Consider the following 24,220-nt stretch of genomic DNA (forward strand, 5'->3'; position numbering starts at 1 on the left):
GTTATACCTCGGCGAGTGATAGCTGGGATTGCCAGATGTTGCAAAAGCGTGCGCTGTGCCCATAATCGTTTTCGCGGCGCGCAATAAATGAGTGCTCTAGCTCTTTAATGCCGCCTTGCTCGGGATACACAGAAACGAAGATATCGCCCTGTTTACCGACTTTGACTAGATCAGTCGTTAGGCGTGTACGGTCACCGCCTTCGAGAAAGTTGAGGTCGATATTCAGCAATCGAGATTGCCCGTTAGCCGTGATTGTTCGCAGCGACCCACCCTCTGTGCGTACTTGTTCAGCATTTTCTTGCCACGTTAGCGAAAGACCGTATGACGGGTTTCTTTTAGGACTGAAGGCAAAACCGACGACTATTCGACCTACCTCTATATATCCGTCAGGGTTTCCGGCATCGCTAATCGTTACTCGATACTGATCGGCAAATTGAAGCTCCGGCCAGCGTACCGACTGCTCGGCCGGAAGGGCGTCGCTATAGGTCAATCCCCAGGGGTCTATACCTACACGCAAGTTCGGCGGCGTCACAAGATACGCTGTTGTCGTCATGCCACTGTCGTAAACGACGCTGCCGCCAGACAGCAGCTCCCAGCGAATCATTGCAGAAGGGCTGAGGTTATGGCGGTAAACAACAAGCCCATCAATGGGCTGCACGCTAGGCAGGGTGCCAGTGATAACCTGTGTTGCCGTGCTCGTTGACCGCCAGACGTAAGAGCGTCCGCTGCGCTGCGTGTACGCAATCGGCAGCGCCTGACTTGTTGCCGTGAGTGTCGCACTATCATGCAAGTTGTCGATGATCATGCGCATGTTCGGATAGTTCAAAACAGCACCCCCAGGTCAGTAATGCCCGCCGTCGGCGAGCGCGAAATAGAGATAACGCTGCCGATGCGGCCGTCTAGGCGAGGGTTTATGACGCTGAGCGCGTCAGAGACTTCGATGATGGGCAGAAAAGTCTCGATGCTGTACACGTCGCGGCGCTCTGAGTGTAGGGCCAGCAGGCGGTCACGCTCAGTTTCGGCGTCTGTTGCGTTGGATATTGGCGTGCTGATAGAGCGCTCTTCAGCCAGCGGATAGTCCGGCAGCGACTGAGTGCCGCGAACCTCGCTCCACTCGCGACGCAATCGGTCTGCTTGAACATCTCCCACGGTGCCCGCCACTTGCGATAACGTTGAGTAGTTGCGCCCCCAGCGCAGCGTTAGCGCTGACCAGGGCGCTTGTGTTTCTGTTAGCGATATCTGACCGTCGCGTATGTCGTCACCGACAAGCGTCACATCAGCGACGGTTGGTAGTGTTCGCTGCCGCACTACCAGCTCGCCAGTAGCGTTGAGATACCAATACGCACCGAGGCCGTCGCACAGATCGTTAAGCACCTGCGCCCCGGAGACCTCGCTGTTGTAGTAGAGGCCTACGGTATAAGCGGGCATATCAATATCGCCGACAGTAATGCCATATTGACCCGCTACCCACTGAGCGATGAGCGTAGGCGTGTTGTGCTGCTCTTCAATATCAACTGTCAGCGTCCCGACAATTCCCGCCGCAAGCTCGAATGAGCCGTTAGCTAAGTTGTCGGTGTGCGACACTGGATTGCCGTTGTCCTTAGGGGTCAGCGCTGTGACCGCAAGAAACGAGGCTTTAAATTCGTAGGGGCTGGCTGTGAGCAGGTACGCAGGCGCGTTAAAAACGCTGCCCAATGCGAGGGGTACCGGTCCCGCGTTATCGGGTAGCTGGCCAGTGTCAGTAACCTCGTCTAGCAGCGCGGACTGATCAATCATTTCAAACGATATTTCCCCGCGCGGCGAAGGCATAAGCCCGCCGTTAATACCACGCGCGAGCAGGCGAAAATCGTCGCGCGACCAGTCAGGTCCGCCAAGATATAAACGAATGCCGTGGCCACGCCATGCATCACCCGCCCAGTCTGTTATCTCTCCGTCGTCCGTTAATGTGATCTCTCCAAAACCGACGAGGCCGTCGATTCGTGTATCAATATCGACGGCCTCGCGCATTAAATCGTCATAGATGCGATTCGGGTCGCTGTCTGTCGGCCTGGATATGTAGGGCCGGGACGCGACATAGCGCGTCCCGCCTGCATGATCAAGCTCGCACAGCACAACCCTGGCCGCCGATGTGCTGGCTAGCCAGTTGTCGTACTCTTGGTCTGTCATGTGCGCACTCTCAGTTTGATATAGCTGTTGAGTCGATCAAGCTTGCGACCGTGCTCCTCACGCTGCCGATGAGCAGCCTTGCCGACGCCAACGACCGCTTCTTTCGTCTGCTCGGTGTTGCGGTTGCCAGTGCGTAACAGCTCAGCAATTTGCGCGCCCTGCATTTCAATAGTGCGCTGCATGTCACGCATGACTTGCGTTACATCGGTCTGATCGAGCAGCGGGAACTGAGGAACGGGAGGCGCAGACATGGTGACGGCAGGCGCTGGCATGCTTGCCATCGACATTGACGGGTCGCCAGCGGCTAGCTCACGCAGAGCGTTAGCAGGTCCAGCAGGCACAACCATCTCGTCTTTGTGTAGCTCAGCTATGTAGCCGTCAAAGCCGACATTCCAGAGGCCGTCTGCGTGCGAACCGTTGACCGAATTGGCGCCCAGAACTTGCTTAAACGCAGTTGCAATCGAGCGCGCGCCATCACCGTTTTGAGGAGCTGCGAGAGATACACCGATGCCCGTACCGCTTGGGCTGAATTCTCGACGCATCTCTTTTGCTGTGTGATAGCCAAAGGATTTAACTGCATCGACGTTTTGGTGATGCGACATCGAGACGCGAAGCCCCCAGGAAGGGGAGCCAGCGCGGTAGAAGAAGTCTTCAATGGTTTTAATTGACCCCTCGGCATCCATCGTCGAGCGATGCATCGCTTCTAATTTACTGATAACACCGTCGCCGTTTTTATCGAGTTCGCTGAAAATGTTTTTCAGCTGCTCGTCGGTCGCCATGCCATCGAAGACCTTGCCGAACTCGTTGTAGTCGATAAGCCCACTAGCATCTAAATCGATGCTGTTAAACATCGGCTCAAGCGCCCCAGCGATGCCGTCCGTCAGTCCAGCGACACGCGCGGCGGTATTTTCCTCCGCCGATATGATGCCGTCGCCGTTGGTGTCTACTTGGCGGATCAGCTGATCGATTACGTCATTTGACGCAATCGGCGAGAGCGCTGAGCGCACTTGCTGAGCTGTTAGCGTCTTAGTGCGCAAGTCCTGCATCTGATTGCGCAGCACTGTTGTTAGACGTGCGTCAGTCGGCATTCCTGCAATAACGACGCTTTCCAGCTTGTTGATTACATTGTCGTTATTAAGGTCTGCGCCTGCAAAGATGCCGCGAATAGCATCATTCGTGGCGATGCCTTTTAGCCCAGTTTGCAGCTCGCTGAGCGTAAGCAGCCCATCAACGTTTTTGTCTAGCTCGCCGAACGCTGGCAGCAGTGCATCTGTGATCCCTTGGGCCAGCCCACCGACACGCGCGGCTGTCAGCTCTTCGGCGCTTATGATCCCGTCGCCGTTTTTATCTACGCGCTTAATTAGCTGGGCAATATCCTCATCTGACGCAATTGGGGATAGCGCTTGCTTAACCTGCGCAGCCGTTAGAGTCTTGCTGCCCAGCGCGTCCATTTTGTTCTTCAGGACTGTGGTTAACACGGCGTCATTGGGCATCTCAGCGATGACGATGCTTTCGAGCTTATTGATCACGCCGTCATTATTGAGGTCCATGCCGTGCATCATCGCGCGCAGCGTTTCGTCTGTCGCAATGCCGCCAAGACCTGCTTTCAATTCTGCGAACGTCAGCAATCCGTCAACGTTGCTGTCTAGGTCGCTAAACGATTTAGACAGCGTTGACGTGATGCCGACACGCAGGTCACTGATAGAGGCATTGGTTAATTCCTGCTTGCTAATCAGGCCATCGCCGTTTTTATCGACCGCGCCGATCAATGCCCGCAACTCGGAATCAGTCGCTTTGCCAGCCAGCCCAGCTTTTAGCTCATCAAATGACAGCAGGCCATCAAGCGACGTATCAAGCGCGCCAAAGTCGGCAGATAAGCCGCTCAGCAGGCTATCAAAGCCGCCATTCCAGCCGCTTAGAAGAGCTGTGGTCTGGCCGTCGATGATGCCCTTGAACTCCTCAGCAAGGAACTGCTCGGGCGTTAGCTGGTCGGGCAGTTTTTCGAGCATGCCGGTAACGCGGTCAATCGTGCTGACCGTCTGCTCGCCGCTCGCGCTCCAGCCTTTCTGGGCTTCGATAAAGCGATCCGCGTACTGCGTGATGCTGCCAAGCGCTGCTTGATCGCCAGACAGAGCTTTAGCGTATTGCTCATCAAAAGCCGCTGATGCTGCTGCAAGCTGATCGCCAGGAGTGCCGAGGCCTGCGTCGGTACCGCGTAGGTTATCGACCCACTTGTCGATGCTGACGCCGAAAGACGCAAGTTGCTGCTGTGCACGCTGCCATGCGCTGGCCTCTTGTTCAATAGCACGAATGCGCTCTTGCTGGGCACGCTCTGCTTCCCGCTGGGCCTCTTTCTCATCCTCGATAGCCCAGATTCGCTTTTGAGTCGCGACAAGACCCGCTTCCTGCCAGCCTTGAATCTCTTTCAGCGCATCGATTTCTAGCTGACGTAGTGCGCCAGTATCGCCCTGTGCTTGAAGCAGCTGTCTGTTGAGCTGACCTTGCATGCGCAGTGCTTCTGACGCCGTATCAGCAGCGCTACCGGTGTCCTCGATGGCGGGCGTTAGTTGAGCAAACGCGCTCTCTAGTCTGAGCAACTCCACCTGCGCGGCGCGCCCTGCTTCAGTGCTTGTGTCTTGGGCCAGTACCAGTTCACGGAATTGCGCCGCATTTTCCGGCATGGCAAAGCCCAGCGCGGCAAACGCAGCGGTTACGTCATCCGTTTTTTGCGCAGTGCGTTCAGCTTCCGTGTAGTAGTTCTGGTAAAAGCTCGAATACATGGATTCGAGGCTTTGAACACCGCCCGCCATGGCGGCCATACCGTTAGCGACTTCATAGGAGTAGCCGCCGGTGGCGTTAAACTGGACACCAAGACGTTCAGACGCACCGGTTAGCAGGTCGTGTGCCTGCCGGGCGTTTTGCGCCTGAGCAATAATCTCCTCTGTGCTGCCGCTCAAGGTGCGAGCGAATGCGCCAAAGTCGCCGGACATCGCGCCGAAAGCGGCTTTTGTGCGATCCCCTAACTGCTCAGTAATGCCCGCCGCGTCGCTCGATTTTATGCGCATCTGCTGGATGGCATAGGTCATGGCTTCAACGTCTTTCGGGCTGAGCGCAGCCATCATGTCATCTGTTGCAGCGATTACTTCTAAATACTGGCGAGCATTATCGAAACTACCAAACGTCTCCTCTAATCTGTTCGTATTGCCACCGTGGAAACCGATATTCCCAAACGCCCCGGTCGCGCTAACGCCATGCTGGACGTCTTCAAAAATCGTGCGCGGATCCTGATTCGTGGTCATCAGGTCGAAGCTAGGGCCGCGTGATTTGCCACCGAAAAGGCCGGAAATTGCTTTCGTGATGCCGCCGCCTAGCAATGAATCAATGGCTAAGCCACCGGCAATCCAGGGCATCGCAGTGCTAATGCCAGCGGCAATGCTGCTTGCTAATCCGGCCTGCGCCACGCCGCCAGTGGTCGCCATGCCGTACAGACTGCCGGCCGATTGCGTTGCAGCTGCCCCCATAAAGCCGCCGCTTAGGGCGGTGCCGCTTGCTGCGGCTGGAGTGCTCAATCCCAATAGCGTCTTACCACCGCTAATTAGACTGCCTAGGCCGTCGCTCTTACCCATGCCTAGCAGCTGGCTAAAGCCGCCCTGCATTGGGCCGCTAGTACCCATACCCAGGCGCAAGCGAATTTCGTTTTTCCCCGCCGCTACGATCATCTCAGCGATTAGGGTTTCGAATGCATCACCAATGTTGTCAAACGAATCGAACGAGCCTTTGACGATATCTACTAAGGCATCATCGACCGAGTTACCGAAGCGCTCCCACTCGCGCGACATGTCCTTGGTTTCATCGGCGGTTTTCTTGGATAGTTCATCAGTATCCCGCTGCACTGCCTGAAACGACTCTTGCAACAGCCCCATCGCCTGCATGTACTGCTGGGTATTCATGCGGCCAGAGGCTAGGGCTAGGTTAAGGGCGCCCAAGTCCTGCGCATACTGACGAGCCTCGCGGCGATTCGGCTTGATGCGGTCTAGGAGGGATTCGTAGGCGTCGGCCAGGGTGTAGGTTTTGTCGGCTGCGTCTTCTGCGCTTTCTCCGTACTCATTGATTGCCCGAGTAGCTGCTTCGCTGGACCCGGAGATGAGTTCAAGTGCTTTTTCTAGCGCCATTTGCTGTGTGCGCATTTTCTCCACTTCTTCAGTGGAGTTCTGATTGGCGCGCGTATAGACCTCAACGGTGTCACCTAAATTTCTAAGGTCTGCACCTAGCGTACTGTGGGCGCGCGAAGATCTTCGGGCTGTCTCATTTAATGCTTCTTGAGCCCCATCCATGCTGGCAAGCTCTAATGTTACGGCGGCAAGCTGGGTGCGAATGGACGTCTCACCCATGCTTTGAAGCGATGAGGCTAGCTCGTTAGCGCGAAACTCCATGTTCTCTGCGCGTTCTGCTGTTTTGTCTAGTCGGTTGGCTAAAGCCCCAAGGGCGACTGTTGCAAGAACTGCAGCCCCAACAGGCCCGCCAACTAAGGTTAGCGCGCCTGATGCAGCTCGAGATGCGGTGGCTAAAGCCGTGCTCGCACCAGTTGCCGCCGCTGCCGCAGCGGTATATCGGCCCATAGCTGCGGTTGCTGCCGTGTCAGCTCTAGCCTTGTCCAGACTGGCCAACGCTGCTGTTCGCTTAGCCGATGCCTCGGCTGTCTGCGCCTGAGTAAGCCTACCGCTAGCTAAGGCTAGCTGGTTAGTCGCGGCGGTTTCAGCTGTCTGCAGCTGAGCTATACGCGCCTGCACCTGCATGCGACCAGCCGCAGTCGTTTGGGATTGTAGTCGCTGTGCAGCCAAGGTTCGCTCAGCTGCGAGTGTTGATTGAAGCGATTGGACACGCTGAAGGTCTTGCGCTATTGCGGCAGCATTTTGCGAAGCTCGCTGTGCGGCGATATTTGCCCGCGCTGCGGCCGAGCTCTGCTCTGCAGCAACTGATCGAGCCATCGTGGCGGTACGGCTAGCTTCAACAGCCTGATTTTCGGCAAGAGCTAACGTTTGGGCGCGCGTTACGGCCATGCTATGAATGGTGGCAGCAGTTCCCGCAGCCATTGCGCTCACAAATCGAGCTGTCATAACTCCAGCCGCTAAGGTGGCGGCATCGGCAAGATTGTCAAAGTTATCCGCTAGCAGTCTGACGCCATCACCAAGCGCATCTACTGTTGAGGTTATTTCACCGCTGTACTCTGCGATAATCTGAGAGGTAGATGATGAAATAATGGTTTCCAAGTCGGCAAACTCGCCACGAAGCGCGACCAACTGGTCGATCTCTACTTCTGACAGCGCCACCCCTAGACGCTCAGCCTCGTTAGCAACCTCTCTAAATCCAGCGCCGTTATCCTGCAACAGAGGAATAAGGCGAGTGGCGTCTGACGCTAATGACTCCATGTAGAACGTGGTTTCAGAAGCGGTTAGATTAGTTTGCTCTAGTGCGTTATAGATAGCCTGTAACGCTTCTGGGCCAGCCATGCGAGCCAGGGCATCAGCAGTTAGCCCTACCTTTGGTGCGATATTCTCAAAGAAGTCGGCAAATTCGCCCTGTCCTGTTTGCAGAAAATCCCCAACGCGGTCTTTTACATCCAGCATGATTTGAGCAAGTTGCTCTTGCTCGATACCGAAGGCGCGGCTAGCCATCGTCATTTTCTGAAAGGTGACCACATCGGCACCCGCCAAGCGGCTGAGGTTTTTGATCTCCCTTGCGGCATCCGATGACTGCCTGGCCATTAGGCCTAAAGCCGCCGCGCTTCCAGCAAGAGCACCGCTTGCACGCATAATCGTGTTACGCATTCGGTCGGCTTCAAGACCCACGTTGCTTACGCTGGACGCCGCTTCGTCGCCAGCCCTGTCAGTCAGCTCTAACCGATTCTGGAAGCGCTTTAGTTGCTGTTCAGCGCCTGTGCTATCAATCGCAATATGTAGCGTGCTGTTGTATGACATAAGCTTTCCTTCATGGCTCGGCAGGCGAGGGCGGGTAAAATTTAGGCATAAAAAAACCGCCACTGAGGGCGGTTTTAATTTTATTTATTTGTCTTTACATGGATTTACAAAACTTTGAACAAGACAAATATTGTGATTAGAAAAATGATAAATCCACCTATCGCTTTCCCTATATTGTCTGCGTTTTGGTTTCGTTTCTCAGTATCTTGAATAATTTTTTGGGTATTTGCTTCTACCTCGGCAGTAAGTGCGTCACTTTCTTGAGCGTACATCTCAAAAAAGCGCGCTTGCTCCTCAATAGTCATGCCTGCCGTATGCTGTTCGACCAAAATATCTTGCTGATCCAGTGAAAATTGATGGGCATTTTCGCCGCGATTAACAGCTTCAATTAATTCTTCGTGGTTTTTCTTAACAAGCTCCCTTACAGCTTGCCTACTGATAGATCGATCACTCATCCCCTTATCCCCATTAGTCACCTAATTTCACCTAATCCTAGCGCGTATTAGGGATAGAGGGTAGGGCGGGTGCATTGGAGCATTTTCCAATAGCGCATAAAAAGCCCGCCTAAGAGGCGGGTTTTTAGTGGCTGTCTCTCAGCAGAGTGCTTGGGCTCTTTGGATGATAGGGGTTATGGAGATTCGCGTCCCAGGAATATCTGGATTCCAGCGCCAAATAGAATTGATGCTCGTATAGCCTAGCTGGCTAGCCGTTCCATTGAGCTGGTATTCAAACTCGCCACGCACAAACACCAAAGCTCCTGCTTCACGGCACTCAATGCGGCCCTCGTCAACAGTGAATGGCCAGTTTTCCCCGAATTCGTCTTTTGTTACTAGTTCGCCAGCCAATATTTCATCCTCGCTATTCTTTACTTCTTGCTGATTGGCTTGCATTGCCTCTGGATTAACCATGTAGGCCACAAAGCCAAACACGACCAAAAATAAAAGCAACCCAACTCCAGTCTTGGCAATATTCTTAATCATCCTTCCCCCTTGTTATAGCTCAGCCAGCTTCTCATGTATCTTTCTCGCCTTGGACAAGCATGCTTTGGCCTCAGAGGCACTTACGGGGCGATTAAGGTGATAATCGGCTCTTATCCGGTCGCTAAAAAGCGTATCCATGGCGCGACCGATTGCTTGGTGCTTGTTCAGGAAGCCATTTATTACCTTAGTATGAGTGTTGCCCACTCCTGACAAGCTGAGCCTTTTATATTCATCCTGGGCCGGATGAAAAACCGAGTAATAAGAGCGGCCAATTGATGTTCTGTAGGCGACTTCGGTGTCGTTCTCTGAGTAAAGCTTATAAGCAAAATCAAGGATGTCTGACGACTGCATGGTTTACTCCGCCGGAACTGGGTTAATCACTATGCTGCTTACCACTTCAGGCGGTATTCCCGTGTAGTCGATATCGCAAAGATCCCAAAGTATGTCACCGAAGTCATCTGGATCTGCTGCAATCTCCAGTCGAAGTACAATCTTTTCTGGCTGCTCATCGTCTACGCACTGGTCAATCACAAGCGGACGCCGCTTGTCAGCCATGTATTTCTCAACATTTTTTAAAGACCGCGTGAAGAATTCCTGAATATCACGATCCTTCAAGCCGAGACGGTGAGCCCTATCAAGAGCTTCGTTAGCTAATTCCTGACCATTAACCATCATTATTTCTTCATCCTTGGCGTCTCTTATCTCGCGGGCCAGATTGAATGCACAAATTCCGGTGGCTATATAAATTCCAAAAGCCCGCTCTGACGCAGTTGTCACCCCGCCATTATCAACGGCGTAGCGGATAGCCTCATTAGCCACTTGAAACTCCAAAGCAGCCTTGGCGGCGCCCGCATACCTTAGTGCTGATGAAGGCCCGTATCCGCCTGATGCGCGCAACCACTTGCGCGCATCGTCGAATTTACCCCATATGCCGTAAAGGTATGCGTAGTCGATTGATTTTTCATACTCGTCTTTTAGCTTGGATATCTCTTTCTCAAGACGCATTAGTTTGTACGGATGAATTTCTTCATCGAGATCAATAATCTGCTGAAACCAAGCACTCACATGCTCGGATATAGGCTTAGGCCTAGGCAATTTTTCGCTCCCCAGCGATGAAATATATTTCCTCAGGATAGCGCGGATTAGGTCTAAGGGGTAGGGGAGAGTTGAGCGGGGTTTGGTGGGCTATTTAACCACTTCAAGTCCTTTGGTTTTCGCTGTTAAGCGCGCCTGGGTCTGATCAAATCCTTCTCCTGTATCCATGGAGACCATGAGCACATCCATCATCGAGTGCCCGTTTTTCTCCCTGTAGAAGTCCGATGCAGTGCTCATAGCCTCAACAGCTAGCATAGTTATGGCTTTATGGACTGCCTTTGTGTGCGGCCTATCCTTGAGCCATTCAAGATCGACGAAGTCCTCAGAAGCGCCCTGAAACCCAAAATGCTCAGCAATACTCACAGTCCAGTCTGAGCCGTGAAGGAATACATCGCCAGCATCAATCGAAGCATCCGCCCTGTCGGGCACAGCCCTGCGCTCCTCTATAGGGGCAAGAAGTATTTCAAGTACGTCACCAAGCTTGTGGGAAAGCCCATCCATTTCTAGCGCCTTGGATAAAGTAGCAGACAGCTTTGCTATGCTGATCGAAGCCGTAACAGGACTTTTACCATCACACAGCCAGTCAATCACGCTGTTTGTGTCTTCGAGGCAAAGGTTCATGCGGCCACTCCTTTCTTAGGCGGATAAAGCAAAGCTAGCTGCCCTTTGCCATCAACCATCTGAGAACAGCGCGCCTCGAAGTCTCTTAGGCTGGTGGAGGTATTGGCAATCAGCGTGACTTTAGAAATTTGGTCAGCCAGAGTGATAGATCCGCCTTCCGTTAGCCACTGATGAAGCTTGTCACCATTGCGCTTTCGAGAGTCGATCTCTGTAATCACATCGGCGGGCATAACCGCCTCATACACCCAGCGCCGAGTTAGCTTTCCGTAGATAGCTGGCGTTCCGCGAGAGTGCCCTAGGTAACGGGTATTGGTTATACGGGCCAGGGCGAGGTAATAGTCATCGCCAAATCGTAGCTCCCATTGGTTAGCGGCTGGCAGGACGAATGCCGAAAGCAGGTTTTCATGCTGACGAAATGTAGCGCCTTGTTCAATCAGGTGCTTGATATGCCGGTCGCAACGAACTGCAAAATCAACAGATAGCCAGCGCGCAAAAAAGACAGCTAAATCAGGATGTATCCAAGTTCCACCATTTCGGCCTCGCGCCGTGCGGACTAAATTACCAGATTCTCTGGTATTTAATTGGCGCGTGACAGCGGCCATGTAATCTTTGGTCTCGGGAAGGGCTAGCCAGTCATTGGGGCGCTTTCCGAAGTGCTTAGACGCTTCAGTGGCATTAATCCAGCCATCTTCAGTGAACGGAAAGGAATTGTCTTCGAAGTTCAGAGGAATAATATTGCTCATTTTGAATGCCTTCTATGGTGATAAGTCCACGTTCACACGGGTACAGGCAGCCCACAGAGCTTCGGCACTAACTGCCGACCCCGTAGACTTATCCCGTAGAACTCTGTGTTGGCGTCGTGTGAAGGACGCATACAAAAAAGCCGCCTGATTAGGCGGCTTGGTGTTGCTGTTTTGATTGGTGTAGTTCGCGGTAGGCGTCGTCCATCGCATCAATCACCGCTAGCAGCTCTTCGTCTTCACACGCCCAGCCAAGACGATCCGATAAATAAAGCATCTTGGTTGGCGGTATTTGAGCAATGCCACCCATGGATGCTGGGCGTTCACGGCAGCACAGCGAGAAAACCCGCATCCAGAAGTTAGTGCGGGCATCCGTTTCAGGCGGCTCGGGTTCTACGCCCAAAAAGATGCAGTCGTTGGTGTATTCTTTGACTGCATCTTCAAAGCTTACTCCTGGGCGGTGGAACTGCGCTTGCCAGCGGATGAGGTGGCTGGCTTTTTTGCCTCCTTCTCCACGTACTCTTGCTCAAAGCGAGCCATCTGGCGGGATTTTCGGCGAATCTCATTGAATAGCGGTTCGTCGTTCATCAGTAGCGTGGTGGCGTTCTCGATGCTGTAAGGCACGGTGCTGCCGTCTGCGGCTTCCATCTCTTCCCAATCGCGCAACACGCCCTCAGCCCATTCGCGGGCCGTGGCGCGTAGGCGCTCAAGAATCGGCACATCGCCATCCGGGTACTTCTTGTTCAGCTCTTTAGAGATGCGCTCGCTAGCTTCCAGATGAACAGTATTTCCGCTCTTGGCGATTTTGAAGCGACCGCCCTCAAAATCAGCCCATTCACCATCAGTGATCTTTGCTTGGTCGAAACGATTAAATTGATAAGCCATGATTACTACCTCTATCCGTTATGGGTGATTGTCCGTAATAAAAGAGGCCTCCCAGCCACGGACAAACAGCGGGGAGGCCAAAGCGGTTAGGGGGCGGGTACGGTGCGATCCACTTGCATCATGACGCCGTTGGCATCGCGGGCTGCGGTGATAGCAAGCTGCTGATCCAGGATGGTATCGAGACCGCCGCCAGGAAGGCTGCCAGACAGGAACAGTCGCGGCAGTGACTTCACGTAAGAGTAATCACCTTCGGAGAGTGTGAACCCCAGTGATACCGGCTCACTCAACAAGCCTTTACGCCAAAGCGCCATGGCTGCCGTAGAGTAGCGGAAGGTCACGTTGCCGGTAATGTCGAAGCTGCCGGGCTGGTGATGCTGGTAAAGGCTGCCAACGCATTGATCAGATTGGAAAGTGCCGTTGATCGTTACGTCGAACGCCTTCATGCACATGCCTGTAATCGGCGCGCCGTCCACCAGGATGGTGTGCATGTTGTTCGACGCATCCATGATGATCGTGTCTTCTGGCTCGTCGAAGGTGTCACCGGTCGGGTCGTACTCATCATCATGACCACGCGCCATGATGGTGACTTCGCCCGTCACCTTTTCGCCAGAGTTGGCAGTGATTTGCAGCTGACTTTCTGACGCATCGGACAGCAGTACATGAATATCTTCATCCATGTACGACTTGAGATAGTCCCAGCGCGTATCAGTGGTGCCGTTGGTGAGCGTGTCGGTCGTCCAAGTGCTACGCAGCACAGAGGACATGATCGAATCGAAATTGGCCGCGCTGAACTCAAACGAAACGCCTCCATTCGGGTTGATCATGATCGTCTTTTGATCACCGCGTGTTGCGTCGTCTCGAATTTCGTCAGAACGAACCGTGTCGTTTTCAACTGTGAGTGAGTCGCCGGTTGTGCGCAGAACCTGCCATGGGTCGCTTGACCCAGCCGGGCGGCGCGCAATGCGGACGCGAGAGCCACTTGCCATAGTTAATTACCTCGTGGTGGTGGAACAAAAAAACCGCCACGAAGGCGGTTGGTTGGTGCGGGGTAGGAGTGGGTTATCGGTTTTGCCAGAACTGAATGCGCCGATAGGCGTCTAGCACTTGGCCGTATCGGGCAAATAAGGCAGCGTTGCTCCGCATCTGCTCGGCGTGCATTTGCTTTTCTTCCGCATGCAATGCCTGCATTTCAGCCAATATTGATTTTTGCGCTTCAAGAAAATCAGCGTTTCGCTTTTGCTGCGCAGCTAGCCGCCGCTGAATACTGATCAGGATCCAGAAGTTAGCGCCTGCGCTTATAGCCAGCGCCACGGCGGCAAAGATCATTCCGGTAATCTCCATAATCACTCCATTAGTCAGCGTCGAAGTCGACAACAACGTTTCGGCGGTACCAGTCAGCCTCATCATCGACATTGACGACTGAGGCGGCTAGCGTGCTGATCTTCTGCTCCTGCCAATACTGGAAGTGCTCAGCAATGGAGTCGGCTATTGCTAGCGTTTCCAGCGCTGGGTTTTTGATCGACGTGGTTGTGGAATCAAAGACCGGCTCGGGGTAGTAAATCTCTGCAGTGATAATGCCGGGGATGCGGCGGCAGGGCTGGCTACCTACGCCCGCCGTGAATGCCTTCGACCAGATGATGTTGAAGCGCACCCACGGTGCCTTGGTTGGGCCGTCGCGGGCAGCGGATACGCTCTCGGGAATAATGGCGCCGTTAATCCACACCGGAACATCGGCGCGCCCCGGCCATTGGCCCATATGCCTAGCGAGCGCCTTTTGAATATCTGTATAGGTCATTAGCCGCCACCATATTTAGAGCGCAGAGCAGAGGCTGCCGCTGCATAAACGCCTTCGCCAGCCTGTTGCGACCAACCATCCTCGATGCGCTGCGCATAAGGTAGGTTTTGCTGTATGTATACGATGGTAAAAGGCGCATTCTCTGTCAGCAGTTTACGCACCTCGCGGTCATAGACCTGCTGATCAATGCTGCCCTTCGGCGCAGACGAGCCCGCTACAAGCTCAAAGGTCATGTCGCGGTCACCGATAGAGATGCGGTGGTTAGCCCGGTACGTGCCCTGATCAACTGGCGAGCCAAATTGGAGTAACTGCAGCGCCTCCGCTGCAATCTGATTGCGCAGCTTAAGGAACTTGTTTTCTATCTGGGGTATGAATGCCGATAACGGCATTGACCATCCGCCTCTAGCCATCACGACCCCCTTAGCGCCATTGTCCACGTAACGGATGCCGGATCTCGGCCGACGCTCTTAACCTTTAAGCCATTGATAACGTCATCGACCTCGGGTGCTGCGAGTTCGCCGGTAGGCTCGCCGTCAACGACTACCAATAGCTCGCTTTGAAGTACAGCCGATAGCTTTACGTCAGTGGCCAATATCTTTACACCATCGACCTCTTCGCGATTAAAGGAACCAAAAACGCCGCGACCTTTATAGCCGGTAGTCACAATAGGCGTTTCTCCGGTCTCCCAGTCATACTCACCCGCCGCAGTAGAGCGCACGCACTCAAAGGGCTTGATGGCGTCGGCTAGCTTGCCGTCGTAGGCTTTGGCCAGCTTGGAATTGAGCTTGTCTTGGATGTATCCCATCACAGATCCTCAAGGCTGGTAGTGGCCCCGCAGCCTCGGCAGAAAATACCGTCACGCAACACTAACCAAAGGTCATTGCCGCACGTACTGCATTGGTAGGTTTCCGCATCAGCCGGAAAGAAATTGCCGCTGAACTCGCCTTTGGATAGGCTACATGACGGGCACTCTAGGTTGCCGTGAGTATCGACAGGAGCGACAGCAAACCATTCATGCTGGCAGGCTAGACACTTGGCCTGCCCGCTGTTGTGGGGTCTATGGTCATCAAGACTGATTACTTTACCCATGTCATAACCTCGACAGAATGCGGACGCTAGAGCCAAAGGGGTTAAGCCAGGGGCGCAGCAGGTCGCGGATATAAAGCATATCGCCAGCCACAGCGCGGGCGCCGTCCTGATACTCCTCTTCGACCTCTACGCCTTCCGCTTTCACGCGCTCGCGCTTTAGATCCCCGCCTGAATCCGCATACAGCGTGCCAGCCGCTGCCATCTTGGCCAGATAAGCGCCTGCTCGGGTAATGCGCTCGTCGTCAACGTCGACTGGGATTCCTTTAGCCGTGAGCCAGTCGTTGGCTTGCAAAACCGCCAGCGGCTTGGCGGCTTCCTCGGCCCAGTCAGAGCCAAGAATCGTATCCACGTCTCCAACTGTCACATAGATAGTCATTTCGCTAGCTCCAGCTAATCGATGCGATGTTGCCGTTAAAGCCTTGCTTCACTGGCATGGGGAAAAGATGGGTTAATCGCTCAATGTCGCCGCGATCCATGCGTAGCTCTGGCAAATCGGCCGGCGTCTTGCGGACAATCACGCTCACGTTGTAGCCATAGGTTTTAACCATGGCTTGCGAGCAATCAAAGCCCGCCAGGATCAAGCTGTAGAGCAGCAGGCCTGCATTCCATAGCGTGAGGTGCCCGCCTACGATGTTCGGCTTCATGGGCGGCACGGTGACCGCCAGGATGCCGTCATCACTCAAGTCGGCGTAACACTTGCGCAGGAACTTACCCGGGTCGGGTTGATGCTCAAGCACATAGCTAGCCCAAATGGCGTCAAACTGGCCTACATCGGCCTCGCAGTAGTCGCCAATGATATCGGCCTCGCCTGTGTAAGCGATTGTGGTTACCTGCTTGCCAGCCTCGCGCATTACGCGGGCATGCTCGCCAGCACCAGAGCCAACGTCCAGCACGGTCGAGAAATCCATGCTCATCAACTTGTTAAAGGCTATCTCGGCATTCATTCATCACCGCCATGCTCAGCTTTGCTTAACTCGTCATATCGCTGTTCAAGGGTGGCGTCTTTGCTGCGTGAGCCAGGGCGCTTGCCGCTAAGCCGCTCGATCTCATCTAGCAGGAAGTCACGGCGGGATGGCTCGCTATCGTCCTGAGGCTCGCTTGCATCACCTAGGCTTTCAAAGCCTTCGCCGGTTAGCAGGTGGTCGATAATGAACGCTGCGCACTGTTCGGCCTCGCTGACCAGCCATTGCCCGTATGCCACGCGAGCGAAGTAGGCGCGGCGATCATCTAGGCTAGGCAGTTCCTCGCCAGACAGCTCAGCATAGGCGGCTGATAGGTCGCACACGACCGGAATGCCTGCCAAAAGAGCCTCATGGCCTGCGTTGCTGTTGTAGGTGACCACCAGCCGTGCGCCTTCAAGCGCTTCATTTAGCGTTCCTTGGTCGCGCTCGACGCCTTTCAGCTCAACGCCGCCACGCGGATGCGGGCGGTAGAGAATGTTATCAGCGCCGTAATGCTCGACCTGCTCTTTCAGCCATGCCTCGTGATTCACGCCAGCATGGGCAGCATCACCGGGCATTTGCCCAATGAGCAAAATATAACCCTTGGCATCGCCACCTTTTGCGGCAATTTCGAGACCAAGGGAATCAAAGCGGTCTGTTGGGCAGGGAAAAGGCGGCAACCGGTTAAGATTGCCAATGCCTACTTGCCAATGACCGCTATGGATTTCATCGCGGTTATTCACCCGATGCAGGTAGCCCCAATCGACTACCAGCGCCGGTTGATCGTAGGCCGCCACAATGCGACGACCTGCACGCATACCGCCCACCACCAGGAAATCACACGGCTCAATCTCGCCGCGCCAATAGCGCGGGTTGCGCATTTCAATGCGGTGACCCATGGCAGACAGAGCCCCGGCCAGTGCCGTTGCCAGCACTGACTGAGAGTAGATAAGAACTCGCATGATTTACCCCGAGAATGGTTTAGGAGCCAGAGCCAGAAGCGGACGCAGAACCGGAGCCAGAAGCATCGGCAGTGCTGATCAAGAAACCGGCAGTGTTCTTGTTGCTGGTGGCGTACTTGGTCCAGTTGGAGCCGGTACCGATGGCCGAGAGGTTCGGGTTTTCAGAGCCAGTCCAGCTATAGCCCATCAGGCCAACGTTAAACGTGCCCTCGGCGCGGAAGCCCATCGCCAAGTTCTCTTGGTTATCGATAGGGTAGGAGCGGAAGCCAGGCGCCTGAGATTCGGTGATGCTCACTGAGCCAGCCTGCAAGCCGAAGATGGTATCGGCAGGGCACATGTCGGTTACTAGGACCGGCTTGCCCATGGTGCCGGGCTGCCCGCCGTAGATCACCACATCAGTCTCACCGTAGATCTTGTCGGTGATGGATTGATCGACCAGATCAAAGTAGGTAGCGGAGTCCATGACCCAAATCGCCACACGACCAAAGCGGTCACCCAGTGTGCGCAGGCCGCGAGTCAGCACCTTCTTGCCGTCGACAGCGAAGGAGCCCGCTACGGACATATCGCTATTGGCGCTGATTGATCCTTCCAGGGCTGCCATGGCGTACTCGACACGACCGACCATAACGGCGTCAGCGTAGTCTTGACCGACCAGCATGGAGAACTCTTCGGGAGAGCGTGCGCGGCGCTTGAACGCTTCTTCAGTGGTTTCGTAAGGGCCGTACTTGAACGGCACCTTAATGTCGATCATCTCGTCAGAGCCGATCTTGGAGCCGGTCACGGTAGCGGTGGAGTTGACGTTACGGTGCGCGATAGAGCCACCGATTTTGTAGAAGGCGCGCTTGCGCATATCACCTTCGATCAGCTCAGAGTCGAGGACAATAGCGCCTTGGGAGGCAGTATTGAACACCTCGAATACTTCCTGAATGCGCTCCAGGTAAGCAGTCTGAGCCAGATCGTTGTAGATGATCATGTCAGAGTTAACAGTCGTTGCCATGGTTATAAATCCTTAAGCAGGGAGTCGTAGATAGGCTTGCTGGCCGTGCTTCTGGATGTAGGCGTGCTTCTGTTCAGCAGACATTGCAGAGCGCTTCTGCCCGCCGCCTTTGCCATCATTGCCAGGTGCTTGGCTGCCTTTCGGAGTAGGGAACCAGTGAGACGCACTATCGCGCATTGATTCCAGCCAGGTTTCAGGTGTTAGCGGCTTACCATTGGCATCAAGCCCAGCCGCTTCGGTCGGCACGACATTGCCTTCATCATCGACTTCAAACAGTTCTTTAGCGCGATACACCGCGTCAGTAACGGCAGTATCGACAACGCCCACCTTTGATGCGGCGCTGCGGATCTCGTCACTCAATACACGGGAGCGGAATTTGCCAGCAAACGTCTTGGCGGCCTCAGCCTCTTGCTGTGCCTGTGTGAGCTTGCTTTCAAAGTCCGAACGCATGCGCTCAGTGCGCTGATTAATAACTTCATCCATCTTGCCTTCAGCGATCAGCTTTGACTCTTCGTCTTGCTCTAGGCGGGAAAGCATTTCGCGGGTTTTTTCAGGATCAATGCCGTCATATTGCTTTTGCATCTCGCGTAGCTGACGGTCGCGATCCTTCTTCTCGCTGCGCTCTTTCTCTAGGGCTGACTTCAAGCCTGCTGGGTCTTCGTAACCATCAAGGTCTAAACGGAACTTACCGCCTTCGGCCTCAACGTACTGGTCACGCACTGTTTCAGGGATGTTGTCTAATGTGTCGACTTCAAAGGGTAATGCCATGAGATCAAACCTCTCGTTTGATTCGCCCGTCTCGGGCTGGTGGAAGCTGCCCGGCGTCTCACCGGAAAGCGGAAACAAAAAAAGCCGCCCGTAGGCAGCCAGATAAAGAAAACCCCGCTCGATGGCGGGGCTTGGTGAAGTGGTGATGCTTAGGTGCTAAAAAGCCCGCTCAGCGGCGGGCTCTAGTTTTTTTGGCGGCAATCTATATCAAGCTAACCAGGGATTTCCTGCTGGTAGCCCGTAAAGCGGCGTAATTCGTCACGCCATATCTCCATGGGATGGCTAGGCTTAGGATCAATATCAAGCGCAGCGGCTTCAGTGGCAAATTCAGCAAAACAGAAACCTTGCTCAATCAGCTTCTGCGTGATCTGAAGCTTCATTGGCATTTCGCCTTTGGCCATTTCATGCATCTCGTCATCATGGATATCAAATCTAACGATAGACACTATGCGCTCCTTTTTTATGCCTGCCCTAGCCACGCTATCAGCATATCACTCAAGCGCACCTAGTCGAATCTGTATGGCTAGACTCAACTCCCAATTCATTCGCATGATGATCAGGTCGTGAAAGGTAGCAATGCCCGCTTGTTGCCGCTGGAAGCATTGCCACCATGTGAGAAATTGTGCGTCGCAGGGTGTCATGCGGTTAGCATAACCTATGCGGCGTCAGCGAACAGCCTTTCAAACGTTTCACGGTCGCGGGCTCGAAGCTCGGCAATCGTCAGCTCTCCGCCAAGCGGGTCGCTGAACCGCTCAATTTTGTAGCCGCCTTTTTTGTAAAGCTGATAGCGCGTAGGGCCAAGCCATTCACGCTGCAAGCTAGCGGGCTGCCGTGCAAACCATTGCGGCCATTTAGTGCTTGCAGACACTTGGCCAATCATGTCGTCGGGACGCTGATCTTTAGGTATCTGGCTAACCGGCTTAAACGCTTTCACATAGGGCCGCTGGCCCATGATGTTAGCGCCGAAAGAGGGCGCCTGAACGGTACGGCATCGATAATGATAGGGCGGCCTAGGGTGATTGGTGCCCACCTTGTGGCGACGGCCATCGATGCCAGCGCAGTATTTGGTAACCCTAAAATCGATTGTGGCCACGTCAACCACTTCCTCGACGCCGAGCGCTTCATAAGTATTTTCGTACGCAACATTACTGACATGCCCGCGACTGGTGCGAACAAGGTTATCAATCTCGTTGCGCGTCCAGTTAAGCGCACCGTCCTTGTACTTGAGCGCTTTGGTGCCGCGTAGCGCTCGAATGATCTGCTGATTCGTCTGCCCGTTACTAATGCCTTGTCTGACCTGGCTGTAAACAATGTTACGGGTACGCCTTGGCACCTCATCAAACATATCTTCAACCATCTGGCCTAGCACTGGTTGCTGCATCGCAGATTCATACACGGCAGCAGCAGCGGGGGCGGCGGCTACCGCACCTGTAACGGCATCGGCAACCAAGCTGCGGGCAAAGCCAGCCTCATAACCGGCCAGCTCTTCTAGCGATTTAGCGTTCTCGGCAGTGACAGACTTTGCGAGCGATTCAGCCCACTTGTCTATCAGGTTGCGCAAGCCTTTCAAGCGGTCGGTCGTGTATCGACCACGACTGAATGCGGCCAGCTCAGCAGGCGTTAGGTTATCCAGGCGCTCAGCCAGCTTGGCGGCTAGCTCTGCCGCCAGCTCATCAAACTCGGCCACCATACGGTTAACTTGAGCGCTACTAGCACGGTGCAGCCATACCGTGTGCGTGGTGATAGCCTCGACCACGACTTCTTGGGCAATGCGCCGTGATTCGCGGTCGTTTGGCATTATGCATCCTCTAAGTCTGGCAGGCCGTCGCCGCCCTCGCGTAATGACTCAAGTTGAACGTCGGTTAATTCAGTCAGTCCGATTTTACGCAGTGCGTCATAAAGCACAGGCCGGGGCGCTTCGCCAGCCATCACGATATTGGCGACGATTTGCAGCATTGCTGAATCCACCTCGTCAGGCGTGAATTGCGGCACCACCTTAAACGTCACTAAATCGGGATTAATCCCCATCCAGTAAGCGACGTATTTAAGCGCCTGCTCCACAGCCTCAGCGCCCGTAACGCATGTAGAGTAGAGCGCGCTGTGCTGGTCGCTTTGCCGCGCCTTGCGCGCCTCGCCTGACTCATCAGAGCCTGCATCGATCACCTTGGCGCCTGATTCAGCAGCGGCGTTGCGCTGGTCTTGCATGGCCTCGCGCAGCTTCTCAATACCTGCGCCGGTGAACTCCAGGTAACCGGCCTGGGCATCCTTGGGCAGCATCCAGGCCGCCATCGGGCCAGTGACGCGGATATCGTCATCCTTATCCATGCCGCTGATCCAGGGCTGAGGGTGGCTCGTGTAATGTAAAGCTGCGAAGTAGTCCGCTGACAGCTGGTAATACTTCAACGCCGCCTTAGCCATTGTTTGCAGCGGTATCTCGTCAACGTCTGCGTTGTTGTCTGTGCTGCCTGCGAATACGGCCGGGATAAATCCAAGCGATGTCTCTTGACTGCCGCCGACTAGACCGGGGTATTCCTCGTCCTCGATAGCGGTGCCCGCTTCATTCAGCAGGCGTACACGGTAACGACCATCGACCAAATCCAGTACGCGGTAAGCATCTTCGTACTGCGGGTCAAACTCGTCGCTGGATTCTTTCAGCCGCTGCTCTTTGAATACTACCAGTGTTAAATCCTGACGCCCGCCAGTGTCCCGGGTCATCCAGTTGATAGCCGTCTCGGCGGTATACGTCGCGATGTAGGGGCTGCCTTCGTCGTCAAACTCAACCAGTAGCGGCTTGCGGCCTTTAGTGAGCAGGGCAGAGACAATGCGTAGGTAAAGCTGTTTGAGCCCGAAACCGTCGCTGGTAGCTTCATGCTCCAGCGTCTTCATGCGCTCCGGCAGTACAATCTCTGGCTCTTGGCGTGAAACAAGGCCCACCATCGTGCGCAGTGAGTCTTTCACCCATAGCGGATACTCTGCGCGACGCTTGTAGGCTTCGTAGAGCTGCTTAGCCTGATCAGCCGTTAACGGGCTGTTATCCGTTGCCGCTAGAGACTCGGCCTCAATCATGCCGCTGGTCTTGGGCAGGTAGGTAACGCCACCGCCGGAAATGGCACGCGGCCCGATAAGGGCGTCTTCCATTTCCTGCCATTCTTCGAGCATGGCGGCGTACTGTTCGTTTTGCGATGTGACCGCCATTATCCGAGGCCTCCTATGCGTTTCATGCCCGCCTTGGCGCGCTTATTCATTACGCGATAGCGCAACGTGTCGTAGTCGTGATCTTCTGCCGTGGTATCGATGTCATCGGGGTTTCGTTGATCCCTCGGCAATACCGGCAGATGAGCAATAATCTTGATGCAGTGCTCCATGAAGTAGAGCCCGGGGCTTTCTGGCTGGTCTTTAGCGGCCTCTTTTAAGCGCGTGCGGATCATCTCAAGGCCATTAACCCTAGAGCCGGGCTTCTTGTCTGATTCCGTCCAGCGCACGCCTTCGGCTTCCATCTTCTTGGCTACCGAGTCGCTTCCTGACTCATTGACGTTGCTAATCTGGTTGTCAGCAGGCCCGGGCTTGATGTTGGCAGGCAGCCATTCGCCAGCTGTCAGGGAAGACTCGCGCTCTTTGATGCCCTTGGCGATTTCAGGTGCGGAAAGCTTTAGCCCCTCATTCGGGCCTTTGGCTCCGTACCATTCATGGCAAACGACAATAGAGCCCTTGGGCGGGCAGAATATTGATCCATCTGGAAGCGCCACTTCACTGCCATCGCTCTCTGCAAACCAAAGTACCGAGAATGGGTGCGATGAACCCCAGTCAAAGCCACGGTCAACGTACCAAGTCGAAGGCACCTTGAAGCGGGGCGTAACATGGCGATTGGCATTCCATACGTCATCAAAGGCACCGCCTGAAACAATATTCCAATCACCGTCCTTCATTGCCTTTACCAGGGCTGGATTGCCAAGCCCTTCAAGGCGGTCAATATAATCGGGGTCGTTGTTCAGCAGAGTAGGATTGTCATCAAGGCGTGCCGGGATGTACTGCCTTAGCATGCCGCCTTCGGGTTTGGCGGTTTTGTGCATTTCCATTGGCTTGGCAGCATCGACAAAAGCATGCTTCACCCAGTTATGCCCAACGCCGCCCGGGTTGGTGCCTGAAATAGCGCGAGGTAGCATGCCCTTGTATTTCTCGGGAACCTCAAGCGCGCCCAGGCGAAGGCGTCCACGTAGGTAGCGATAAATACTTTCTGTGAAGTGGGTTAGCTCATCCACCAGTAGGACGTGTATCTCTGCCCCTTGGTACTTGAACTTGTCTTTCTCATGCTGGCAGTGGGCTAGGAAGATGCGCGACCCGTTCCAGAACTCAATGTAATGCTTGGAGCCGTTGTACTTTGCCCATCCCGTTTTCAGCCATGGCGATAGCATCTCAAAGAAGCCGCCCGGCCCATACAGGTGGTTCTTTTCAAGGTCGTCAGATAGGCGGCGGAAGATGTAGACCATCAGCCCGGGGATTTCAGCGCACCAGATAACCGCAGCGACGCGCATCAGGTGTGACTTACCACCACCAGCAGCGCCGCCATACAGTATTTCAGTGGCGATTGAGTCGAAGGCTTCCCCTTGTCGCTTATGCAGCTTCACATCAAGGGAGGCGTCTTCGCTCATTATTCTCTCGTTATGTTGATTACCGGTGCAGTGGTTTTTATCGTGCCCGAGTGCTCATGCTTTTCAGTCCACATAGCCAGGTGCTTACCAATAAGCTCAAGCGGGCCTTTCTTGTCAGCCAGCTTCACCTTGTGGACGTATTCGATTTCGGGCTCTTCGCCATCAGAGGTAGGCAGAAACTTAGTTACTACTTCGATGCTCTGGATGGCCGCTGCGGTGTCGTCATCTAGGTCGTGGATGCTCTTTAGCTGGCCGCCCGGAGTGAATAGCTTACGAATGTCAGAGAAGCCCATACGTACAAGCTGGGCGATAACCTCTTTAGCGGTCACCTCAGCATCTTGCGAGCGATTCTGTAGCCGCTCCTGAATCAAATTTCCGATGTCAACATTTGTCAGCAATCGCTGACCTTGCGATCTTGCCGTCTTCTCGCTGTACCCGGCTCGTATGGCCGCCTGCGTAGCATTGAAGTCGACAGTGTACTCATCAACAAAACGAGACTGCCGAGCTGTCAGCGCGACAGCCTCCGGGGCAGTCTTCTTCGTCATGGGGAATCT

General features: G+C 54.5%; 27 protein-coding genes. All 27 read right to left on the reverse strand.

Annotated features, from left to right (window positions below):
* Position 1: 1 nt before the first annotated feature.
* The 27 genes from CEK60_RS03195 to CEK60_RS03325 all read right to left on the reverse strand — a co-directional run bounded on the left by CEK60_RS03195 (position 2) and on the right by CEK60_RS03325 (position 24,211).
* Positions 2-826, reverse strand: a complete 825-nt coding sequence (locus CEK60_RS03195) for a hypothetical protein (RefSeq protein ID WP_157697982.1) — start codon at positions 824-826, stop codon at positions 2-4.
* Entirely contained in the window at positions 823-2,166 is a 1,344-nt protein-coding gene (locus tag CEK60_RS03200; protein ID WP_089037786.1) for a hypothetical protein, read from the reverse strand. The genes CEK60_RS03195 and CEK60_RS03200 overlap by 4 nt, the downstream gene beginning before the upstream one ends.
* Positions 2,163-8,144 (reverse strand): EF-hand domain-containing protein, encoded by a 5,982-nt coding sequence (locus CEK60_RS03205; RefSeq protein WP_089037787.1) that lies wholly within the window; start codon positions 8,142-8,144, stop codon positions 2,163-2,165. The genes CEK60_RS03200 and CEK60_RS03205 overlap by 4 nt, the downstream gene beginning before the upstream one ends.
* 104 nt (positions 8,145-8,248) lie before the next feature.
* Entirely contained in the window at positions 8,249-8,620 is a 372-nt protein-coding gene (locus tag CEK60_RS03210; RefSeq protein WP_157697983.1) for a hypothetical protein, read from the reverse strand.
* A 117-nt stretch (positions 8,621-8,737) separates the two neighbouring features.
* Positions 8,738-9,124 (reverse strand): DUF2511 domain-containing protein, encoded by a 387-nt coding sequence (locus CEK60_RS03215; protein ID WP_089037789.1) that lies wholly within the window; start codon positions 9,122-9,124, stop codon positions 8,738-8,740.
* 12 nt (positions 9,125-9,136) lie between these two features.
* Positions 9,137-9,475, reverse strand: a complete 339-nt coding sequence (locus CEK60_RS03220) for a hypothetical protein (RefSeq protein WP_089037790.1) — start codon at positions 9,473-9,475, stop codon at positions 9,137-9,139.
* 3 nt (positions 9,476-9,478) lie between these two features.
* Positions 9,479-10,189: a hypothetical protein gene (locus CEK60_RS03225; protein ID WP_157697984.1), complete on the reverse strand. Its 711-nt coding sequence runs from the start codon at positions 10,187-10,189 to the stop codon at positions 9,479-9,481.
* 120 nt (positions 10,190-10,309) lie between these two features.
* Complete coding sequence (locus CEK60_RS03230; RefSeq protein ID WP_089037792.1) at positions 10,310-10,840, reverse strand: hypothetical protein; 531 nt, start codon at positions 10,838-10,840, stop codon at positions 10,310-10,312.
* Positions 10,837-11,583, reverse strand: a complete 747-nt coding sequence (locus CEK60_RS03235; RefSeq protein ID WP_089037793.1) for a KilA-N domain-containing protein — start codon at positions 11,581-11,583, stop codon at positions 10,837-10,839. The genes CEK60_RS03230 and CEK60_RS03235 overlap by 4 nt, the downstream gene beginning before the upstream one ends.
* A 148-nt stretch (positions 11,584-11,731) precedes the next feature.
* Positions 11,732-11,983: a hypothetical protein gene (locus CEK60_RS03240; protein WP_089037794.1), complete on the reverse strand. Its 252-nt coding sequence runs from the start codon at positions 11,981-11,983 to the stop codon at positions 11,732-11,734.
* Between the two features lie 44 nt (positions 11,984-12,027).
* Positions 12,028-12,465 carry a hypothetical protein gene (locus CEK60_RS03245; protein ID WP_089037795.1) on the reverse strand — a complete coding sequence of 146 codons (438 nt, stop codon included), beginning with the start codon at positions 12,463-12,465 and terminating at the stop codon, positions 12,028-12,030.
* Positions 12,466-12,551: 86 nt separating this feature from the next.
* Positions 12,552-13,451: a phage tail tube protein gene (locus CEK60_RS03250; RefSeq protein WP_089037796.1), complete on the reverse strand. Its 900-nt coding sequence runs from the start codon at positions 13,449-13,451 to the stop codon at positions 12,552-12,554.
* 73 nt (positions 13,452-13,524) lie between these two features.
* Positions 13,525-13,806, reverse strand: coding sequence for a hypothetical protein (locus CEK60_RS03255; RefSeq protein WP_089037797.1), 282 nt, complete (start codon positions 13,804-13,806; stop codon positions 13,525-13,527).
* Between the two features lie 10 nt (positions 13,807-13,816).
* Positions 13,817-14,260, reverse strand: a complete 444-nt coding sequence (locus CEK60_RS03260; protein WP_089037798.1) for a hypothetical protein — start codon at positions 14,258-14,260, stop codon at positions 13,817-13,819.
* Complete coding sequence (locus tag CEK60_RS03265) at positions 14,260-14,670, reverse strand: hypothetical protein (protein WP_089037799.1); 411 nt, start codon at positions 14,668-14,670, stop codon at positions 14,260-14,262. Before CEK60_RS03265 ends, CEK60_RS03260 begins: the two co-directional genes overlap by 1 nt.
* The gene (locus CEK60_RS03270; protein WP_089037800.1) at positions 14,670-15,065 is read right to left on the reverse strand and encodes a hypothetical protein; all 396 of its coding nucleotides are present in this window, start codon (positions 15,063-15,065) and stop codon (positions 14,670-14,672) included. The genes CEK60_RS03265 and CEK60_RS03270 overlap by 1 nt, the downstream gene beginning before the upstream one ends.
* Positions 15,065-15,349 (reverse strand): hypothetical protein, encoded by a 285-nt coding sequence (locus CEK60_RS03275; protein ID WP_089037801.1) that lies wholly within the window; start codon positions 15,347-15,349, stop codon positions 15,065-15,067. Before CEK60_RS03275 ends, CEK60_RS03270 begins: the two co-directional genes overlap by 1 nt.
* Position 15,350: 1 nt before the next feature.
* Positions 15,351-15,725, reverse strand: a complete 375-nt coding sequence (locus CEK60_RS03280; RefSeq protein ID WP_089037802.1) for a hypothetical protein — start codon at positions 15,723-15,725, stop codon at positions 15,351-15,353.
* A 4-nt stretch (positions 15,726-15,729) separates the two neighbouring features.
* Positions 15,730-16,293, reverse strand: a complete 564-nt coding sequence (locus CEK60_RS03285) for a class I SAM-dependent methyltransferase (RefSeq protein ID WP_089037803.1) — start codon at positions 16,291-16,293, stop codon at positions 15,730-15,732.
* On the reverse strand, positions 16,290-17,252 hold the full coding sequence (locus tag CEK60_RS03290; RefSeq protein ID WP_089037804.1) for a hypothetical protein: 963 nt from the start codon (positions 17,250-17,252) through the stop codon (positions 16,290-16,292). Before CEK60_RS03290 ends, CEK60_RS03285 begins: the two co-directional genes overlap by 4 nt.
* 19 nt (positions 17,253-17,271) lie before the next feature.
* Complete coding sequence (locus CEK60_RS03295; RefSeq protein WP_089037805.1) at positions 17,272-18,249, reverse strand: major capsid protein; 978 nt, start codon at positions 18,247-18,249, stop codon at positions 17,272-17,274.
* A gap of 12 nt (positions 18,250-18,261) precedes the next feature.
* Positions 18,262-19,017 (reverse strand): hypothetical protein, encoded by a 756-nt coding sequence (locus CEK60_RS03300; protein ID WP_089037806.1) that lies wholly within the window; start codon positions 19,015-19,017, stop codon positions 18,262-18,264.
* A 212-nt stretch (positions 19,018-19,229) separates the two neighbouring features.
* Positions 19,230-19,463: a hypothetical protein gene (locus CEK60_RS03305; RefSeq protein WP_089037807.1), complete on the reverse strand. Its 234-nt coding sequence runs from the start codon at positions 19,461-19,463 to the stop codon at positions 19,230-19,232.
* Positions 19,464-19,672: 209 nt separating this feature from the next.
* The gene (locus CEK60_RS03310; protein ID WP_089037808.1) at positions 19,673-20,815 is read right to left on the reverse strand and encodes a phage head morphogenesis protein; all 1,143 of its coding nucleotides are present in this window, start codon (positions 20,813-20,815) and stop codon (positions 19,673-19,675) included.
* Positions 20,815-22,212 carry a DUF4055 domain-containing protein gene (locus CEK60_RS03315; protein ID WP_089037809.1) on the reverse strand — a complete coding sequence of 466 codons (1,398 nt, stop codon included), beginning with the start codon at positions 22,210-22,212 and terminating at the stop codon, positions 20,815-20,817. Before CEK60_RS03315 ends, CEK60_RS03310 begins: the two co-directional genes overlap by 1 nt.
* The gene (locus tag CEK60_RS03320; protein WP_089037810.1) at positions 22,212-23,666 is read right to left on the reverse strand and encodes a terminase large subunit domain-containing protein; all 1,455 of its coding nucleotides are present in this window, start codon (positions 23,664-23,666) and stop codon (positions 22,212-22,214) included. Before CEK60_RS03320 ends, CEK60_RS03315 begins: the two co-directional genes overlap by 1 nt.
* Complete coding sequence (locus CEK60_RS03325) at positions 23,666-24,211, reverse strand: terminase small subunit (protein ID WP_089037811.1); 546 nt, start codon at positions 24,209-24,211, stop codon at positions 23,666-23,668. Before CEK60_RS03325 ends, CEK60_RS03320 begins: the two co-directional genes overlap by 1 nt.
* Between the last annotated feature and the right edge of the window lie 9 nt (positions 24,212-24,220).

The organism is Halomonas sp. N3-2A (assembly GCF_002216165.1).
GTDB lineage: Bacteria > Pseudomonadota > Gammaproteobacteria > Pseudomonadales > Halomonadaceae > Vreelandella.

What these genes read in the sequence shown, in the direction of transcription:
- CEK60_RS03245 (WP_089037795.1), bottom strand. Translation starts at nt 12,465, where the DNA reads ATGGCTTATCAATTTAATCGTTTCGACCAAGCAAAGATCACTGATGGT.
- CEK60_RS03250 (WP_089037796.1), bottom strand. Translation starts at nt 13,451, where the DNA reads ATGGCAAGTGGCTCTCGCGTCCGCATTGCGCGCCGCCCGGCTGGGTCA.
- CEK60_RS03205 (WP_089037787.1), bottom strand. Translation starts at nt 8,144, where the DNA reads ATGTCATACAACAGCACGCTACATATTGCGATTGATAGCACAGGCGCT.
- CEK60_RS03320 (WP_089037810.1), bottom strand. Translation starts at nt 23,666, where the DNA reads ATGAGCGAAGACGCCTCCCTTGATGTGAAGCTGCATAAGCGACAAGGG.
- CEK60_RS03260 (WP_089037798.1), bottom strand. Translation starts at nt 14,260, where the DNA reads ATGACCTATACAGATATTCAAAAGGCGCTCGCTAGGCATATGGGCCAA.
- CEK60_RS03275 (WP_089037801.1), bottom strand. Translation starts at nt 15,349, where the DNA reads ATGGGTAAAGTAATCAGTCTTGATGACCATAGACCCCACAACAGCGGG.
- CEK60_RS03295 (WP_089037805.1), bottom strand. Translation starts at nt 18,249, where the DNA reads ATGGCAACGACTGTTAACTCTGACATGATCATCTACAACGATCTGGCT.
- CEK60_RS03325 (WP_089037811.1), bottom strand. Translation starts at nt 24,211, where the DNA reads ATGACGAAGAAGACTGCCCCGGAGGCTGTCGCGCTGACAGCTCGGCAG.
- CEK60_RS03200 (WP_089037786.1), bottom strand. Translation starts at nt 2,166, where the DNA reads ATGACAGACCAAGAGTACGACAACTGGCTAGCCAGCACATCGGCGGCC.
- CEK60_RS03215 (WP_089037789.1), bottom strand. Translation starts at nt 9,124, where the DNA reads ATGATTAAGAATATTGCCAAGACTGGAGTTGGGTTGCTTTTATTTTTG.
- CEK60_RS03300 (WP_089037806.1), bottom strand. Translation starts at nt 19,017, where the DNA reads ATGGCATTACCCTTTGAAGTCGACACATTAGACAACATCCCTGAAACA.
- CEK60_RS03230 (WP_089037792.1), bottom strand. Translation starts at nt 10,840, where the DNA reads ATGAACCTTTGCCTCGAAGACACAAACAGCGTGATTGACTGGCTGTGT.
- CEK60_RS03315 (WP_089037809.1), bottom strand. Translation starts at nt 22,212, where the DNA reads ATGGCGGTCACATCGCAAAACGAACAGTACGCCGCCATGCTCGAAGAA.
- CEK60_RS03310 (WP_089037808.1), bottom strand. Translation starts at nt 20,815, where the DNA reads ATGCCAAACGACCGCGAATCACGGCGCATTGCCCAAGAAGTCGTGGTC.
- CEK60_RS03235 (WP_089037793.1), bottom strand. Translation starts at nt 11,583, where the DNA reads ATGAGCAATATTATTCCTCTGAACTTCGAAGACAATTCCTTTCCGTTC.
- CEK60_RS03285 (WP_089037803.1), bottom strand. Translation starts at nt 16,293, where the DNA reads ATGAATGCCGAGATAGCCTTTAACAAGTTGATGAGCATGGATTTCTCG.
- CEK60_RS03265 (WP_089037799.1), bottom strand. Translation starts at nt 14,670, where the DNA reads ATGGCTAGAGGCGGATGGTCAATGCCGTTATCGGCATTCATACCCCAG.
- CEK60_RS03280 (WP_089037802.1), bottom strand. Translation starts at nt 15,725, where the DNA reads ATGACTATCTATGTGACAGTTGGAGACGTGGATACGATTCTTGGCTCT.
- CEK60_RS03290 (WP_089037804.1), bottom strand. Translation starts at nt 17,252, where the DNA reads ATGCGAGTTCTTATCTACTCTCAGTCAGTGCTGGCAACGGCACTGGCC.
- CEK60_RS03255 (WP_089037797.1), bottom strand. Translation starts at nt 13,806, where the DNA reads ATGGAGATTACCGGAATGATCTTTGCCGCCGTGGCGCTGGCTATAAGC.
- CEK60_RS03270 (WP_089037800.1), bottom strand. Translation starts at nt 15,065, where the DNA reads ATGGGATACATCCAAGACAAGCTCAATTCCAAGCTGGCCAAAGCCTAC.
- CEK60_RS03220 (WP_089037790.1), bottom strand. Translation starts at nt 9,475, where the DNA reads ATGCAGTCGTCAGACATCCTTGATTTTGCTTATAAGCTTTACTCAGAG.